The following is a 15,980-nucleotide window of genomic DNA, read 5'->3' as shown; positions in this document are numbered from 1 at the left end:
GAGCGGATACGAAGAAGGCCCCCACTCTGCTGAGTGGGGGCCTTCCTCCGTCTGTGCGCCGCCAGGGACTCGAACCCCGGACCCGCTGATTAAGAGTCAGCTGCTCTAACCAACTGAGCTAGCGGCGCTTGCTGACGTCGTAGACATTAGCATCCGGATCCGCGGAACGAAAAATCGATATCCGCAGCTCGGGCGGCGCGGACGAACGCCCAGAGGAGGGCCTCGGGCCCGGGGAGCCACGGCAGGCGCGCGTCGGGGGCGACGAGCCAGCGCGAGGGGCCGGGGGCGTCGGCCAGCGGAGGCACGGTGACGGCGTCCCCGTGCCCGTGGCACAGGGGTGCCGGGACGGTACGGGAGCCTCCCCACTCCTCCCACGCCAGCAGGGCGGGCAGCCGGTGGGCGGTGCCCGCGGCGGCGAAGAGCAGCATCCGGCCCCGGTGCACGGCGACCGGGCCGCAGCCCGGACCCTCGGCCCAGAGCAGGTCCAGCACGCGGCGCCCGAGGACGGCCGGGACGTTGACGACGTCGAAGGCGCTCCCGCAGGGCAGCACCGCGTTCGCGGTGGGCCGGGCCTCCCAGGCGGCGAGGGTGCGCCGCGGATCGGCGCACGCGGAGACGAGCCACGCGGCGCCCTGCGGGGTGACGTGGGTGGCGGGGGCGGTGCGTGCGTCGAGGGCCGGGCAGCCGGGAGCCGTCGTCAGGGTCGTCATATGCCAGATCTACCCGGCGTGACATCCCGGTTTCCAGGAGTTACCGGAAACCGGGACAGGGTGGCTGTTGCTGGGGTATGTTGCGCCCCGCATATGCCGCGCCGCCGCATCCCCGCACCGCCGCGCCCGGCGGTGCGGGGACCGGATCCGTCAGGGCACGTCCAGGCCGTGTTGCAGGGATTCGCCGAACTCGATCATCTTGAGGGCGTAGTCCTCGGTCCACTCCGCCCGTTCCGCGATCGCCGCCGGCGAGAGCCGGTCGAACCGCCGCGGGTCCGCCAGCTGCGCCGCCGCCAGTGCCTGGAACTCCACCGCACGCTCCTGCGCGGCCCGGAAGGCCAGCGTCAGCTCGGTGGCGCGGGCCAGCAGCTCGCGAGGATCCTCGATCCTCTCCAGGTCGAAGAAGTGCTCCGGGTCCGTGGCGGCCTCCGAGGGCTCGAAGAGCAGCGGTGCGGGCCGCAGCCTCCGCTCGGTCCGCTCGGGCTCTGCCATGCGCGTCCTCCTGCTGCGTGCGAAATCCTTCCGGGCCACCGTCCATTGTCCAACGCCGCGCAAGAGCGCACAGCGCCCGGATGGAACGTCCGTACGGCCCGTGAGGTGCGGGAGGAGCCGTGCGGGCCCCGTGGCGGGGGAGTCGAGCAGATGGCCGACCGCGGCGCGGTACGTCACGCCGTGACGGTCTCCGCGGCGCGGCGCGCGGCCAGCTCCGCCACGTCGTCGAGTACGCCGGCCAGCTCGCCCGCGAGCCCCTCCGGAGCGGTGAACCCCTCCGGCCCGACCAGCTTGGAGATGCCCGGGATCGCGACGGACCGCTCGGCGGGCCGCATGCCGAGGCGGGTGAGCACGGGCAGCAGCATCTCGGCGGCCGGGGCGCCGCCGGTGGGGCCCGCGCTGTAGCTGACGAGGCCGACCGGCTTGTCGCGCCACTCGCTGTAGAGGAAGTCGATGGCGTTCTTGAAGGGGGCGGTGTAGCCGCCGTTGTACATCGGCAGGACGAAGAGGAAGGCGTCCGCGGAGTCGACCACGGCGCTCCAGTCACGGGTGTGCTGGTGGGTGTAGACCCCGGTGGAGGCGTACTCCGGCTCGTCCAGGAAGGGCAGTGCGATCTCCGCGAGGTCGACGGGAGTGACCTCGAAGCCGCCCCGCGCACGGACCTGCTCGGTGACCCACCGGGACAGCGGGCGGCCGGCGGACGTGGGGCGGGTGGCGGCGGAGATGACGTGCAGGCGGGTCATAGGAGTGGGTTCCCCGTTCGGTGGTTGTTGACGTGTCACCTATAAAACCCGGAGGTGTGTGACGTGTCAACCAGATAGGTGATGTGTCATCAATCTGATTAGAGTGCCCCCATGACCGCACCCGAGCCCCGCTGGCTCACCGAGCCCGAGATGGATGCCTGGTACGCCTGGCGGCGGATGTTTCCCCTGGTCAATGCCGGTATCGCGCGCGACCTCAACCAGGACAGCGGCCTCTCCGAAGCCGACTACGACGTCCTGTCGGTGCTCGGCTCCACGGCGGGCCACCGCATGCGGATCAGCGCCCTGGCCGTCCTGATGCAGTGGTCGCGCAGCCGGCTGTCCCACCAGCTCACCCGAATGGAGCAACGGGGCCTGGTCCGCCGCGAGGAGGTACCGGCCGACGCCCGTGGCGCGGAGGTGGTCCTGACCGGGACCGGCGTGAGCGCGATCACCTCGGCGGCCCCCCTCCACGTGGAGTCCGTACGCCGCCACCTGATCGACATCCTGACCCCGGAGCAACTGCGCACCTTCGCCGAGGTGGGCGAGGCCCTGCGCACCCGTATGGGCATCGAGCGGAAGTCCTGATTCCCTACGGCTTCCAGCGCACCCGGTGCTCCGCGAGGTGCGCCAGGACGGAATGGTTCGCTTCCCATCCATCCGGGCTGTATCCATTGGCCGCCTCCGGCGGCGTGCCGGACTCCGTCCGGCGGTCGGGGCGCCGCACCCGGGTCGGCGTCGGGCGTGGCGGGGCGCCTCGGCTCACGGCCGCCACCGGACGCGGTGGTTCGACCAGAAATCCCACGTGGCCATCATGGCCTCCCAGCCGTCCGGGAATTTGACCGTCACGCCCAGCTGGACCGGCTCCGTCGAGGGGTGGTCGTCCAGGAGTTCCGCTATGCCCGCCCGGGCCACCACCACACAGGCGTGCCGGTGGCGGGAGGCCAGCACGCACAGGCGGCCCGTCTCCAGGTGGAAGGCCGTCGCGTCCGGGCGGCCCGACAGGGGGTGGAGCACCACGGTCAGGTCGTACTCGCGGCCCTGGAGGCGGTTCGCGGTGTCCACGGTCACCCCGGTCACGCCCAGCGAGGCCAGCGCCGCGCGGACGGCCGCCGCCTGGTCCCGGTGGGCGGTGCCCACCGCGATCCGGTCCGCGGTCAGCGGGGCCGGCTCCGGCGACTGCTCGTCGGAGGTCACCGCTCCGCGGTCCAGGGCCCGGCGGACCACTTGGGCCACGGCGCGGACCGCCTCCGGGTCGGTGCGCGGCGTGTGCCGCGCGGGCAGTTCCAGCAGGCCCCAGCCCGCCTCGGCGGCCTCGTCCAGGACCCGGTCCGGGCCCGACCCGTCCGAGGGGACCCCGTACGAGAGCCGCCGCTCACCGGGGCCCGTACCGCTGCGGAACTGCGTGTACGGGTAGAACGCCCGCGAGACCAGCGGCGCGGCCGTCGCCGGGAGCCGCCACGAAACCGGCAGCCGGTGCTGCGGGAGCTGCGGGTTGTGGGCGAGCAGGGTGGTCACCGCCGAGGCGGACGGGTCGTAGGACAGCCCCGCCCACTGCTCCGCGCCCACCACGCTGAAGGGGTCCAGCTGCCCCGGGTCGCCCACGAACAGCGCCCGCTCGAACAGCCCGGCCACGGCCAGCAGCGCGTCGGAGCGCATCTGGTACGCCTCGTCGACGATGGCGTGCTCCCAGGGCTCGGCGTCCTTGACGAACGCCCACTTAGCCGCCGTGGAGATGGTGATCGGCAGCTCCGCCAGGTCACCCGGCTTGGCGGAGAGCGTCACCGAGGGCAGCTCGCGCAGCGCCGGGTCGTAGGCGTCCCCGTCGCTGCTGTGCAGCCGGCCCACCTTCAGCTCCGGGTCCTTGTCGGCGAGCCGCAGCACCAGGTCGTCCACCTGCGCGTTGGTCTGCGCGACCACCATCAGCCGACGCCCGGCCGCGGCCAGTTCCCGGGCGGCCCGGACGACGAGCGTGGACTTGCCGGCGCCGGGCGGGGAGTCGACGACCACGCCCCGCTCGGCCCCGTGCAGGGTGTCGTGCAGGATGGCGGCGGTCGCCTGGGCGGCCGCGGCCCCCGGGTCGAAGGAGTTCACAGCACGTCCTCGGCGGTCACGGGGTCGGGCAGTGCGGGGGCGGTCAGGTGTCCGGGCGGGCCGCCGTGCGTCCACGGTGTCTGCTCCGGGTCCGGGAGCTTCGGGCCGCCGCGCGCGTCGTGCTCGAAGAGCGTCCAGCACACCCGGTCGCCCTTCTCCGGCACCGAGCCCGGCTCCGGCTCCTTGCCGCGGCCCATCTTGTCCAGCAGCCGCAGCACGACCTGCCCGTCCTCCTCGTAGCGTACGAAGGCGGCCGACTGCGGGCGGCCGTCCAGCGAGCGGAACACCTTCCCGCCGCCGCCCTCCGCGAGCTGCGGCCGGTCCTCCGTGACCACCGTCACCAGCGGGCGCGGGCTCGGCCGCTTCGACTCCGTCCACTCCATCACCACCTCGGTGACCTCGCCGGCGAAGGCCTCGCCCGTCAGCCGCCGGCCCGCCATCACCAGGGGGTCGTCCAGCGCCTCCTGCGCGTCGAGCCGCACCTGCTCGGTCTCCCGGGTGGCCAGCTTCTGCGCCGCCGTCACCGCGTCGTCGCGGCGCGGCTGCGGGGGCTCGCCCGCCCGGACCCGGTCCCGGTGGCCGGTGTACGACCAGCGGTCGCGCGTCCAGCGCTCCTCGGCCCGGGCTCCGGCGGGCAGCGCGCGCAGCAGCTCCAACGACTGCCACACCGCGTCCCAGGTGGGTCGCATCTGGTCCACGACGAGCCCCCGGAGCGCCCGCTCCGCGCGCTCCACCGCCTCCGGGTCGTCCGCGGTGCGCGCCGCGTCGTAGCGGGCCATCGCGGGGGCGAGGAGCCGGTTGTCGAAGGCCGGGTCGGTGGCCGGTCCGGCGGGCGGGACCAGCAACTGGCCGTCCCGGTCCCGGGACAGCTCGGCCCGCAGCGCCGCCCCGGCGCCGGATTCGCCCTCCGGGGGAGCTATCCAGGACAGCAGCGCGCCCAGGTGCTGGTCCTCCAGGTTGCTCTGGCCGCTGGCCCAGTGCCGGCCCAGCAGTTCCGTCGCCGACAGCAGCATCGAGGATCCGGGGACGCGGGAGCGCTCGCCGAAGTGCGTGAACCAGCGCCCCAGCAGCGGCACCCGCGCGGGCGCCGGATACGGGTTCTCCGGGTCCTCCTCGGCCGTCCGCCGGAACCGCATCGACCGCCCCAGCAGGCGTACGTACTCGATGCCCGCCCGGCTCGGCACGACCAGCTGCGGCGCGTCCAGGCAGAGCTCCGCCTCGACCTTGGTCCTGCGGCCCGTCTCCGGGTCGGTCTCGTTGCGCTCCACGAGCTCGACCTCGTCGCCGTACGAGTCGACGTACGGCAGCACCTCGTCGGCGAGGTCGGCCAGGAAGGCCCAGCGCAGGTTCCGGTCGCGCGGCTGGGGCACCACCAGCAGCCGCGGCTCCCCGGGGTCCGTGCCGACCAGCGCGCCGAGCGGGGCCCCGGTCTCACCGGCGGTCGTCAGCGGTACGAGGACCAGCGGGCGCTCGCCGAGGTGCCGGTGCCGAACCGTCGCCAGCGGCTGGGCCCGGCCGGTGCGGACGGCCTCCAGCCGGGCGAGGGTGCCGAGGAGGGTCATCCGGACGCCTCCAGCGCCTCGGAGCGCAGCCGGGCCGCCCGGCGCAGCGCCTCGGCGGTGGGATCGTCGGCGGGGCCGTGCCCGGCGGCTGCCGCGAGGGCCGCCCCGACGGTGGTCAGCGCGCCCAGCTCGCCCCGTACGGAACGGCCCAGTGCGGTCACCTCGTCGGCGGCGCGGGCCTGCTCCCGGCAGTGGAAGGCCAGCTCGCAGGCGGCCAGGCACTCGGGGGCGTAGGCGGCGTCCACCGCTGAGACGGCTTCGGCCAGCTCCTCGGCGGTGCGCGCCGGGTCGAAGCTGAGCCCGTCGGGCAGCGCCGCGGCCAGCTCCTCGACCCGGGTCAGCCGGTCCAGCTGGCGCCGGGTCACGGAGTGCTCGCGGCGGATGTCGACGGGCGCGGCGGTGGGCAGGTTGGAGAAGTCCTTGGGGCAGACCAGCAGCACCGTGTGGCCGACCTCGGCGCCGGCCAGTTTCGCAGCGGTCTTCTCCAGGGCCAGCACGTAGACGGCGGCCTGGCGGGCGGCGGCGCCGACCTTCGCGGCGTCGGCGGATCCGTCGATCATCGGGAAGGACTTGATCTCCACGACGGTCCAGCGGCCGTCGGGGTGTACGACGACGGCGTCCGGCTCCAGGTAGGCGGGGGAGCCGGCCACCTCCAGGGCCAGCATCGGGTGGTCCAGCAGGGTCCAGGCCCCGGTGTCCCGCCCGGCGGCGGTGGCCTCGCGCAGGGCGAGCGCGGTCCGCGCGGCACGGCCCTCGGGGCCGGCGGCGGTCAGGTCGGGGACGAGGGCGCCCCGTCCGGGGGGCTCGGACCCGGCGCCGAGGTGCTCGTACACCAGCCGCAGCAGCTCGGATCCGCCGTCGCCCTTGATCTTGGCCTCGAAGGAGTTCCCGCGGACGATGGCGAACTGCGACTGCCCGAAGGGGGCGGGGGAGCCGAGCGCCGAGGCGAGGACGGTCTTGTCCACACCGGCGCCGTCGAGGAGGGCGCGTCTGCCGCAGCCGGGGTTGGCGGCGAGCGCCGCCAGTGCCCGGGCGTCGAGCGGGCGGGGCGGCACGGCCGGGCCGCGCAGGCCGGCGAGCCGCTGCCGCAGTGTCGTCTGCGGAGCGCTGCTGGGCGGGTAGGAGCTCACGGGCGGAAGTGTCCCATCCGCCACTGACAATCGTGGACTTATGGCGGAATGGGCGGCTGGGCAGCCCGCAGTTCAAGTGTTGGATGATGTGCGGACGACGGAATGAGCGTAAAAGTGCGCGAAATCGTCCGAACCGCACCGGGAGAACTCACATGGCCCCCCGCATCCTGCTGGCCCGCCACGGCCAGACGGCGTGGTCCCAGCTCGGCAAGCACACGGGACGCACGGACGTACCGATGCTGGAGGAGGGCAAGCGGGGCGCCAAGCTGCTCGGCGAGCGGCTGGCCCGTGACCCGTGGCGGGGCCTGCCCGGGGTGGAGGTCCGCACCAGCCCGCTGGTCCGTGCGAGCGAGAGCTGTGACCTGGCGGGCTTCGGGGTCCGGGCGGAGCCGTGGGACGCGCTGATGGAATGGGACTACGGGGACTACGAGGGCATGACTCCGGCCGAGATCCAGGCGGTCCGCCCGGGCTGGCTGATCTGGCGGGACGGGGTCCCGGGCGGCGAGTCCGTCGCCGATGTCGCGGCGCGCGCGGACGAGGTGGTCGCCTGGGCCCGCTCGGCGGAGCGCGACGTCCTCGTCTTCGCGCACGGGCACATCCTGCGCACGCTGGCCGCGCGCTGGCTCGGCTTCGAGGCCTCCTTCGGCGCCCGGATCCGGCTGGAGCCGACCTCGCTGTCGGTGCTCGGCTGGGCCTACGGGGCCCCCGCGCTGGAGCGCTGGAACGACACCGGGCACCTGGACGCGTAGCCGGTCGGCCGCGCGGCGGGCGCCCGGTCGCCGGCGCCGCCGTCAGACGGCCGCGTGCCGGGTGAGGAAGGCGCCCACGCGAGGTGAGCGCTGGTGCGGCACCAGGGCGCGGGCCGTCTCCGCGAGCATCGAGCGGACCCGGGTGGACTGCACCTCGGCCAGCAGGTCCAGTACCCGGCCGCCCGCCCAGGCCGCCTCGTCGGGGGCACCCGCGTGGGCCAGGTCACCGGCCAGCTCGGCGGTGTAGAGGGCCACGTTCCGGGCGAAGTGCGGATCCTGGAGGTCGGCGGCCCGGCGGGCGTGCCGGGCCGCGCGGGCGTGCTCGCCGAGCGTCGCCCAGCACCTGGCCTCCAGCGATTCCAGTTCGGCCTCGCCGAAGAAGGACATCCACTCGGGGTCCGCGCCCGCCGCGCCCCGGGAGAACTCCGTGTGGGCCCGGGTCAGCGCCTCCTCGCAGGACCTGCGGTCGGCCAGGCCCGCCCAGCCTCCCGCCTCCCGCAGCGCGAGCAGCGACAGCAGCCGCGGGGAACCCAGGGAGCGGGCGGCGCGGCGGCCCGCCTGGGCCGCCCGTACCGCCTCGCGGGAGCGGCCGCAGTCCCGGGCCAGGAAGGCCATGTTGCTGAACGCGTGCGCCTCCAGGCCCGCGTCCCCCGAGACCCGGGCCGTCGCGAGGGCCTCCGCGTAGTGCGAGCGGGCGTCGTCGAACCGGCCGGAGTCGTGGGCCAGCCAGCCGACCGAGACGGCCAGTTCGCCGGCGCCCGCGTGCAGCCGGTCCTCGGTGGACTGCCGCGTCGCCCCCGCGTCGAGCAGCGCGTAGGCGGCGCGCAGCGGCTCGGCGGCCCTGCGGTACAGGGCGTCCGCCCCGTGCCGGTCGTCGAGCAGCCGGATCTGGCGTACGGCGTCCTCGACGGCCGCGGCCGCGGACTCGCCGGCGCGGGAGGGCAGTCGGCGGGTGTCGCCGAGCAGGGTCAGGCTGATCGTCGCGGCCGCCACGGTCGCGGAGCCGCCCGCCATGAACGCGCGACGCAGCACGTCGCTCTCCTTGGAACTGGTGAGGTGGGAAGTGGTACGGGGGCCCTGCTGCGCCGAGCGGCCGCGTACGGCCTCGCGCGGTGAGAAGCCCAGGTCGGCCAGGGCGCGGCCGGGGAACATGTGCAGGAAGACCCGCTCGTACGCGTAGTTGGGGCAGCGGATCTCGCCGGATTCGACGCGGCCGATGTAGCGGGCGTCGCAGGAAACCGTTTCTCCGATCTCCTTGGCGGCCCGGCGCACCAGCGCCGCGAACTCGGCCGGGGAGTGCTGCCCGCGCAGCCGCCGGAACGTGGAGTTGGGTGAGTGGGGGGACGCCGCCATGGACGTGGCCTCTCTGGCAAGGAACGCAGCGCCGGTGCGTGACGTGTGAGGGTGCGGCCCGGCGCGCATGAACGTACCGCCAGCGAGAGGTCGTTCACGCGATTATTGGCTACAAAACGGATATCTCACCCACGATCCGCCATGAACTGCCATCCTTTGCGGCGTCTTGCCGCCGCACCCGTTGACGTTCCCGTGCGTTGAACCCATGCGGAGTGGGAGGCGACTGCCCGCTCCCGGCTCGTACGCGGATCGAGGAGGGGTTCCCTTGGTGGAGGCCGGCATGGAGAGCACTGGAACGAACACCGCGCCCGAGCCCGGTGCGACCGCGACCGCCGCTCCGGACCTGGTGACCGTGCCCGCCCGGCAGGGGCTGGAGGCGGTCGACATCATCCGCCGGGCCGCCAGCCAGGTGGCCGACGGGGTCGGACCCGTCCTGCACGACGGATCCGGCGACACCCTCGGCTTCCTCGTGCCGCCCGGCACCGCCGACGCCTGGGACCTGCCGGGCAGCGCGTGTACGCAGACCAACGGGCGCGGGATGCGCTTCGGCGACCAGGCCTCGCCCATCGCGGGGGACACGGGCTGGCTGCTCCCGCCGGAGGCCGTCGGGCCGGTCACCGACCCCGAGGTGCTGCGCGCGGCGCTGGGTGAGGCGGCCCGGCTGATCGAGGCCGCTGACGGCTGCCGCTGACGACCTCCGCTGACGGCTGCCGCCGGTGACCGCACGCCGCTGGACAGCCGCTGACCGGCGACAATGGGTGAGTGGCGAGCAAGGACAGAAGCAAGGGCAGAGGCAGGGCCGAGCAGCGCGGGCGCGGCGGCGCTGAGGCGGTCGTCGGGCAGGTGGCCGGCGGGCGGGCGGAGCTGGAGCCCGACCGCGAGCGTACGGACGCCTGGACCCTGCTGATCGACGGCGCCCCGCAGTCGCACGTGGACCTGGCCGACCCCGGGTACCTGGACTTCGCGTACCAGCGGCGGATCGGCCACCTGATCGACCTCGTCGCGCCCGCCCGGCAGCCCCTGAACGTGGTGCACCTGGGCGGCGGCGCCTTCACCCTCGCCCGCTACACCGCCGCCTCCCGCCCCCGCTCCACCCAGCAGATCGTGGAGATAGACGCCGAGCTGGTGGCCTTCGTACGGGAACACCTGCCGCTGGATCCGCAGGCGCGGGTCCGGGTCCGCGCGGTGGACGCCCGGGCGGGCCTGGCCAAGGTGCCGGACGGCTGGGCGGACCTGGTGATAGCGGACGTGTTCAGCGGTGCGCGCACCCCGGCGCACCTGACGAGCACCGAGTTCCTGGACGACGTACGCCGTGCCCTCGCGTCCACCGGGTGGTACGTGGCCAATCTCGCGGACGGTCCGCCGCTGGCGCACCTGCGGGGGCAGGTCGCGACGGCCGCGTCCCGGTTCGCGGAGCTGGCACTGGCGGCCGATCCGGTGGTGTGGCGGGGCAAGCGCTTCGGCAACGCGGTACTGGTGGCGGCCGACCGTGAGCTGCCCGTCGCGGAATTCACCCGCCGGGTCGCGAGCGACCCGCACCCGGGCCGGGTCGAGCACGGCCGGGCCCTGGCGGACTTCACGGGCGGCGCCGCGCCGGTCGCCGACGCCTCGGCGGTGGCTTCGCCGCAGCCGCCGCCCTCGGTCTTCCGCTAGGAGGTTGCGAGAGGTCTGGGACCGGCTCCTGCGGCAGCTCTTCCGGCGGCCTTCGGACAATTGATCAAGCCGGATCCCAAGAGGACTCCCGAAGGGCGGCATTCCATGCGTAGTGTGTTGATTCCTAGGAGGGTTGCCCTTCCTACGACGCGCTCAGGAGACGGCCGACGATGTCTGATTCCCCTGCCCCTCACGGTTCCCCCGCCCCCAGCACCGCCACGTCCGATTACACCGCGCGGCTCGCCCGCCTGGAGCACTCCGGTCTCAAGCGGCTGCTCCCGACCCAGGCGCCGTACCGGTGGAACCTGCAGAGGCTACGGCTGGGCCGGGTCCTCGACATCGGCTGCGGCCTGGGCCGGAACCTGCTCAACTGCGGTCCGGACAGCGTCGGGGTCGACCACAACCCGCACTCCGTGCAGACCTGCCGCGAGCGCGGGCTGACCGCCTACACCCCCGACGAGCTGGCCGCCGCCCCGGACTGCGGGCCCGGCTCCTTCGACAGCGTGCTGGCCGCGCACGTGCTGGAGCACGTCGACGAGGAGACCGCCTCCGAGCTGCTGGCCCAGTACCTTCCGCTGGTGAAGCCCGGCGGCTCGGTCGTGCTGATCACCCCGCAGGAGGTCGGCTTCCGCTCCGACGCCACCCACATCCGCTGGGTCGGCTTCGAGGAGCTGCGCGGCCACGCGGCCCGGGCCGGGGTCGCCGTGCGGCGCACCTACTCGTTCCCCTTCCCCCGCCCGATGGGCAAGGTCTTCCCGTACAACGAGTTCGTGCTGGTGGGCACGGTCCCGGCGGCCGACAGGACCTAGGCTCGACTAGGGGTCGACGATCTCCACCACGGGCGGGTGGTCGTGCCAGGTGCAGAAGACCGACACCTCACGGCCGTCCCGGGTGAAGGTGACCCGGATCCAGAAGTCCTGCTTCCACACCTGCATGCGCCAGCCGGCCGCCGGGGTCGCCGAGACCAGGTCGGCCGAGGAGGCGCCCAGGTCGAAGACCGCCCGGCCGCCGGAGACGGGATAGGCCTTCACGTTCCCCGAGGCCCCCGCGTCCGGCTGCCGGTACGGGCTCGGGCCGGGCGGCGGCTTCGGCGAGGACCGGTCGGGGGTGGGCGACGGGGACGCCGAGGGGCTCTGCGACGGCGACTCCGACGGGCTCGGCGAGGGCGCCGGGGAGGAGGGCGACGGCCCGGCCCGGTGGGTCGAGGAGGACAGCGGCTGCGCGGCCAGCGGCACCGCGAGCGGGCGATCGTAGGCCGTGCCGGACATGACGGTGTGCACGCCCCACCACGACAGCGTCACCGCTGCCCCGGTCGCCAGCGTCCAAGCCATGGCGTGTACAAGTCCTCTACGCATCAAGCGACATACTGCACCACCCGCCACAAGAGCGTCCCGACACCCCGGTGGGTCCTCCGTATGGGCTACCGTGCGGGCCATGGCAAGTGTGCTCGTGGTCGAGGACGACCAGTTCGTACGTTCCGCCCTCATCCGGCACCTGACCGACGCCTCGCACACCGTGCGCAGCGTCGGCACCGCCCTGGAGGCGCTGCGCGAGGTCGCCCACCACGGTTTCGACGTGGTCATCCTCGACCTCGGGCTGCCCGACCTCGACGGGTCGGAGGCGCTCAAGATGCTGCGGGGCATCACCGACGTGCCCGTGATCATCGCGACCGCGCGCGACGACGAGGCGGAGATCGTGCGGCTGCTCAACGACGGCGCCGACGACTACCTGACCAAACCTTTCTCCGTGGAGCACCTCTCGGCCCGGATGGCCGCCGTCCTGCGCCGCTCGCGCGCCGCCGCCGGCGCGGAGCCCCCCTCGCGGGTCCTGCGCGTCGGCGGGCTGGCCATCGACCCGCTGCGCCGCCAGGCCGAACTCGACGGGACGGTGCTCGACCTCACCCGGCGGGAGTTCGACCTGCTGGCCTTCCTCGCCGGGCGGCCCGGTGTGGTCGTGGCCCGGCGCGAGCTGCTCGCCGAGGTCTGGCAGCAGTCGTACGGGGACGACCAGACCATCGACGTCCACCTGTCCTGGCTGCGCCGCAAACTCGGCGAGACGGCCGCCCGCCCGCGCTACCTGCACACCCTGCGGGGTGTCGGGGTCAAGCTGGAGCCACCCCGGTGATGCCGCGATGAGGTGGGCCCTGGTCAAGGTGTGCCTCGCGGTCACGGCCATGGTGGTCGTGGCCTTCGCCGTGCCGCTCGGGCTCGTCGTCCAGGAGATGGCCAGCGACCGGGCGTTCTCCAACGCCGAGCGGCAGGCCGCGACCATCGGACCGACGCTGTCCATCACCACCGACGCCGTGCAGCTGCGCAAGGCGGTGGAGTCCACGCAGATGGGCGCGGCCCGGCGGATGGCCGTCCACGTGCCCGCGATCGGCGACAGCGGGCCCGTGGACATCGGCACGGGCCGGGCGGGCGAGCGCGCCGTCGCGGAGACCCGGCGGATCGGGCGCGCCACCACGACCAAGGTGGCGGGCGGGGGCTCGACGCTGCTCCAGCCGACCGCCCTGGGCTCCGGGGACATCGCCGTGGTGGAGGTATTCGTACCGGAGAGCGAGGTCAGCAACGGCGTCGCGACCGCCTGGCTCGTGCTCGCGGGCGTCGCCCTGGCCCTGATCGTGGGCTCGGTGGCCGTCGCCGACCGCCTCGGCGCCCGGCTGGTACGGCCGGCCGAGCGGCTCGCGGACGCCGCGCACCAGCTGGGCGAGGGCCGGCTCGGGGCCCGGGTTCCGGAGGGCGGACCCAAGGAACTCCGGTCGGCCGCCGTCGCGTTCAACGCGATGGCGGACCAGGTGGTCGAACTCCTCGCCAACGAGCGGGAACTGGCCGCCGACCTGTCGCACCGGCTGCGGACGCCGCTGACGGTGCTGCGGCTCAACGCGGCCTCGCTCGGGGACGGTCCGGCCGCCGAGCAGACCCGCGCGGCGGTGGAGCAGCTGGAGCGCGAGGTCGACACCATCATCCGCACGGCCCGGGAACAGCGCGCGCCCGCCGCCACGGGCGCCGGAGCCGGCGCCGGGTGCGACGCCTCCGAGGTGATCCGCGACCGGATGGCCTTCTGGTCGGCGCTCGCGGAGGACGAGGGCCGCGAGGTGCGGCTCGCGGGGGTGGACCGTACGGTACGGATCCCGGTGGCGCGGCCCGAACTCGCCGCCGCCCTCGACGCCATGCTCGGCAACGTCTTCCGGCACACGCCCGAGGGCACCCCCTTCGCGGTGGACGTCCACGACGCCTCGGACGCGGTCATCGTGCTCGTCTCGGACGCGGGCCCCGGCATCGCCGACCCGGACGCCGCCCTGCGCCGCGGCAACGACGGCGGGCGGGACGGCTCGACCGGCCTCGGCCTGGACATCGTGCGCAGGGTCGCGGAGTCGACCGGCGGCGACGTCCGGCTGGGACGCTCGGTCCTCGGGGGCACCGAGGTGCGGGTCTGGATCGCCCTGGACGGCCGGACCCTCGGCACGGGCGGCGTGCGAACCCGGCACGGCCGGCGCAAGCGGCGCAGCAACTGACGTAACGCAGGAGGGCCGGGGGCGCGCCTCGTGGGCGGTATGTCCGTCCGTCGATACGGTCCGCGGCATGGACACCCTCATCTTCGGCGGCCTCCTCGCCACGCTGATCGCCATGTACCGGGAGACGTCCCGGACGTTCATGCTGGGCGCGTGGTGGACCATGCTGCTCGCCGTGATCCTGCTGATGGCGCACCACGTCAACAGCAGCCTCGCCCTGACCCTGAGCTACTGACGGTGGCCGTGATGCACACCCTCCTCCCGGAGGAGACGCCGACGGGCAGCCTGCTCGGCCGGGTCCAGTACTGGTTCGCCTGCTTCTTCGCCATCGGCTGGACAGGTGTGGTCTGCGGTGGCCTCTTCCACCAGTTCGCACTGTGGGAGCACCCCTGCCCGCTCTGCATCGTGCAGCGGATGTTCATGCTGCTGGCGGCGATGGGAGCGGCGTACATCGTCCGGACGGCACTCGCGTACGGCGCGGTGACCAGCCGCGACTACATGATGGGCTGGGGCATGTCCCTGGTCGCGCTGATCGCCGGCTCCTTCGCGTCCTGGCGGCAGACGATGCTGCACATCCTGCCGAAGGACAAGGGGTACGGGAGCGAGGTGCTCGGCCTGCACCTGTACGTGTGGGCGTGGCTCCTCTTCCAGGCCTCGGTGGTCGCCATCGGCATCGCCCTGTCCTTCGGCCACTCGACGACGGACAGCTCCGTCCCGGCTGCCAAGCCGGGGGCCCTGCGGACGGCCGGATTGTTCGTACTGGGCTTCCTGGGCGCGGTCATCGCCGTCAACCTGGTGGCCGTGTTCTTCGAGGAGGGCCTCCACTGGTTCCTGCCGGATGCCCCGAACCGCTACCGGTTCTTCTACGACGTGGGGATCCTGGAACGGGCGGCGCCCACCGGCGCCGGCCACCGCTGACCGGAAGGAATCAGGCATGCGCTACGCAGTCCTCGGCACCGGGATCGTCGGCCGGACGGTGGCCGCCAGGCTCGCCGACCTCGGCCACGACGTGGTCGTCGGGACCCGGGACCCCGCGGCCACCGCGGCCCGCGAGGAGTACGCCGGCTGGCAGGCGGGGCAGCCGCGGGTGCGGCTGGCCGCCTTCGCGGAGGCCGCGCGGGAGGGCGACACCCTGGTCAACGCGACCGGCGGGCAGGTCAGCATCGCCGCCCTGACGGAGGCGGACGCCGCGCACCTCGACGGCAAGGTCCTGATCGACATCGCGAACCCCCTCGACTTCTCGCAGGGCTTCCCGCCGAGCCTGGACCCGGTGAACACCGACAGCCTCGGCGAACTGATCCAGCGCACCTTCCCGGGGCTGCGGGTGGTCAAGACGCTGAACACGATGAACTGCCGGATCATGGTCGACCCGGCCCGGGTCGAGGGCGAGCACCACGTCTTCGTCTGCGGCGAGGACGCGGACGCGAAGAAGGCCGCACGCGAGCTGCTCCACTCCTTCGGCTGGCCGGAGCGGAGCATCCTCGACCTCGGCGGCATCGAGGCGGCGCGCGGCACCGAGATGCTCCTGCCGGTCTGGCTCCGCCTGATGGGAACCCTCGGCCACACCGACTTCAACTTCCACGTCCAGGGCGCCTGACGCACGGACGGGGGCGCAAATATTGCCGCGCCCCCGACCCGCGCCGAGGGTGGGCTTGACGGAAGGAGCCACGCATGAAAGTCATGCTCCGCGCCCACCTGGACACTGCCGCCACCAACGAGGGCATCACGACCGGCGCCCTGCCCCAGGCGATCAAGACGCTGATGGACAAGGTGAAGCCGGAGGCGGCCTACTTCGGGCTGCACGAGGGAGTGCGCTCCTGTTGGATCGTCTTCGACCTCCAGGACAGCACGCTGATGCCGGCGCTGACATGGGACCTGTTCCACGAGTTCAACGCTGAGGTCGAGGTCGGTCCGGTGATGAACGCGCAGGAGCTGGCGAAGGGTCTGGCCGCGGTGCACTCCTCGCCCTAGCTCCTGTCCGGCCGG

Annotated in this window: 18 protein-coding genes, 1 tRNA gene and 1 pseudogene; 11 read left to right on the top strand and 9 right to left on the bottom strand. The window is 73.8% G+C overall.

Annotation, left to right across the window (positions count from 1 at the left end):
• Positions 1-54: 54 nt before the first annotated feature.
• The 4 genes and pseudogenes from OG429_RS15170 to OG429_RS15155 form a co-directional block, all read right to left on the bottom strand.
• Positions 55-128: transfer RNA gene (locus tag OG429_RS15170), tRNA-Lys, on the bottom strand.
• Positions 119-710 (bottom strand): annotated as a pseudogene (locus OG429_RS15165) (bifunctional DNA primase/polymerase). The gene OG429_RS15170 and the pseudogene OG429_RS15165 overlap by 10 nt, the downstream one beginning before the upstream one ends.
• A gap of 150 nt (positions 711-860) precedes the next feature.
• Positions 861-1,202 carry a hypothetical protein gene (locus tag OG429_RS15160; protein WP_328925861.1) on the bottom strand — a complete coding sequence of 114 codons (342 nt, stop codon included), beginning with the start codon at positions 1,200-1,202 and terminating at the stop codon, positions 861-863.
• A 173-nt stretch (positions 1,203-1,375) separates the two neighbouring features.
• Positions 1,376-1,945 (bottom strand): NADPH-dependent FMN reductase, encoded by a 570-nt coding sequence (locus tag OG429_RS15155; RefSeq protein WP_328925860.1) that lies wholly within the window; start codon positions 1,943-1,945, stop codon positions 1,376-1,378.
• A gap of 111 nt (positions 1,946-2,056) precedes the next feature.
• Between OG429_RS15155 and OG429_RS15150 the strand changes: the two genes are divergently transcribed.
• Positions 2,057-2,530: a MarR family winged helix-turn-helix transcriptional regulator gene (locus OG429_RS15150; protein ID WP_328925859.1), complete on the top strand. Its 474-nt coding sequence runs from the start codon at positions 2,057-2,059 to the stop codon at positions 2,528-2,530.
• A 174-nt stretch (positions 2,531-2,704) separates the two neighbouring features.
• On the opposite strand, the gene OG429_RS15145 is transcribed toward OG429_RS15150, so the two are convergent.
• Genes OG429_RS15145 through OG429_RS15135 form a run of 3 tightly spaced genes read right to left on the bottom strand, consistent with a single transcriptional unit; the run spans position 2,705 to position 6,752 of the window.
• Complete coding sequence (locus OG429_RS15145; RefSeq protein WP_328925858.1) at positions 2,705-4,036, bottom strand: AAA domain-containing protein; 1,332 nt, start codon at positions 4,034-4,036, stop codon at positions 2,705-2,707.
• Positions 4,033-5,598: a hypothetical protein gene (locus OG429_RS15140; RefSeq protein WP_328925857.1), complete on the bottom strand. Its 1,566-nt coding sequence runs from the start codon at positions 5,596-5,598 to the stop codon at positions 4,033-4,035. The genes OG429_RS15145 and OG429_RS15140 overlap by 4 nt, the downstream gene beginning before the upstream one ends.
• Positions 5,595-6,752: a hypothetical protein gene (locus OG429_RS15135; RefSeq protein ID WP_443051258.1), complete on the bottom strand. Its 1,158-nt coding sequence runs from the start codon at positions 6,750-6,752 to the stop codon at positions 5,595-5,597. Before OG429_RS15135 ends, OG429_RS15140 begins: the two co-directional genes overlap by 4 nt.
• A 128-nt stretch (positions 6,753-6,880) precedes the next feature.
• Between OG429_RS15135 and OG429_RS15130 the strand changes: the two genes are divergently transcribed.
• Positions 6,881-7,477, top strand: coding sequence for a histidine phosphatase family protein (locus OG429_RS15130; RefSeq protein ID WP_328925855.1), 597 nt, complete (start codon positions 6,881-6,883; stop codon positions 7,475-7,477).
• 42 nt (positions 7,478-7,519) lie between these two features.
• Here OG429_RS15130 and OG429_RS15125 read toward each other — a convergent pair whose 3' ends face one another.
• Positions 7,520-8,830 (bottom strand): tetratricopeptide repeat protein, encoded by a 1,311-nt coding sequence (locus OG429_RS15125; RefSeq protein ID WP_328925854.1) that lies wholly within the window; start codon positions 8,828-8,830, stop codon positions 7,520-7,522.
• 280 nt (positions 8,831-9,110) lie between these two features.
• Between OG429_RS15125 and OG429_RS15120 the strand changes: the two genes are divergently transcribed.
• The 3 genes from OG429_RS15120 (at position 9,111) to OG429_RS15110 (ending at position 11,292) form a co-directional block, all read left to right on the top strand.
• Positions 9,111-9,521, top strand: coding sequence for a hypothetical protein (locus OG429_RS15120; protein WP_328925853.1), 411 nt, complete (start codon positions 9,111-9,113; stop codon positions 9,519-9,521).
• A 71-nt stretch (positions 9,522-9,592) separates the two neighbouring features.
• Positions 9,593-10,483, top strand: a complete 891-nt coding sequence (locus OG429_RS15115) for a spermidine synthase (protein WP_328925852.1) — start codon at positions 9,593-9,595, stop codon at positions 10,481-10,483.
• Between the two features lie 170 nt (positions 10,484-10,653).
• A complete protein-coding gene (locus OG429_RS15110) occupies positions 10,654-11,292 on the top strand; it encodes a class I SAM-dependent methyltransferase (protein ID WP_328925851.1) in 639 nt (212 codons plus the stop codon).
• A gap of 6 nt (positions 11,293-11,298) precedes the next feature.
• Here OG429_RS15110 and OG429_RS15105 read toward each other — a convergent pair whose 3' ends face one another.
• Positions 11,299-11,838 carry a hypothetical protein gene (locus OG429_RS15105; protein WP_328925850.1) on the bottom strand — a complete coding sequence of 180 codons (540 nt, stop codon included), beginning with the start codon at positions 11,836-11,838 and terminating at the stop codon, positions 11,299-11,301.
• 79 nt (positions 11,839-11,917) lie between these two features.
• Here OG429_RS15105 and OG429_RS15100 point away from each other — a divergent pair, with 79 nt between their 5' ends.
• The 6 genes from OG429_RS15100 to OG429_RS15075 all read left to right on the top strand — a co-directional run bounded on the left by OG429_RS15100 (position 11,918) and on the right by OG429_RS15075 (position 15,965).
• Entirely contained in the window at positions 11,918-12,607 is a 690-nt protein-coding gene (locus OG429_RS15100) for a response regulator transcription factor (RefSeq protein WP_328925849.1), read from the top strand.
• Between the two features lie 7 nt (positions 12,608-12,614).
• Positions 12,615-13,997, top strand: coding sequence for a sensor histidine kinase (locus OG429_RS15095; RefSeq protein ID WP_328925848.1), 1,383 nt, complete (start codon positions 12,615-12,617; stop codon positions 13,995-13,997).
• A gap of 67 nt (positions 13,998-14,064) precedes the next feature.
• The gene (locus tag OG429_RS15090; protein WP_328925847.1) at positions 14,065-14,229 is read left to right on the top strand and encodes a DUF5993 family protein; all 165 of its coding nucleotides are present in this window, start codon (positions 14,065-14,067) and stop codon (positions 14,227-14,229) included.
• A gap of 11 nt (positions 14,230-14,240) precedes the next feature.
• Positions 14,241-14,912, top strand: coding sequence for a disulfide bond formation protein B (locus OG429_RS15085; protein WP_328925846.1), 672 nt, complete (start codon positions 14,241-14,243; stop codon positions 14,910-14,912).
• Positions 14,913-14,928: 16 nt separating this feature from the next.
• Positions 14,929-15,591, top strand: coding sequence for an NADPH-dependent F420 reductase (locus OG429_RS15080; RefSeq protein WP_328925845.1), 663 nt, complete (start codon positions 14,929-14,931; stop codon positions 15,589-15,591).
• Between the two features lie 74 nt (positions 15,592-15,665).
• The gene (locus OG429_RS15075) at positions 15,666-15,965 is read left to right on the top strand and encodes a hypothetical protein (RefSeq protein ID WP_328925844.1); all 300 of its coding nucleotides are present in this window, start codon (positions 15,666-15,668) and stop codon (positions 15,963-15,965) included.
• Positions 15,966-15,980: the final 15 nt, after the last annotated feature.

The organism is Streptomyces sp. NBC_00190, assembly GCF_036203305.1.
Classification (GTDB): Bacteria; Actinomycetota; Actinomycetes; order Streptomycetales; family Streptomycetaceae; genus Streptomyces.
The sequence above is the reverse complement of the archived record's forward strand: the minus strand, read 5'-3'. Positions and strand labels throughout refer to the sequence as shown.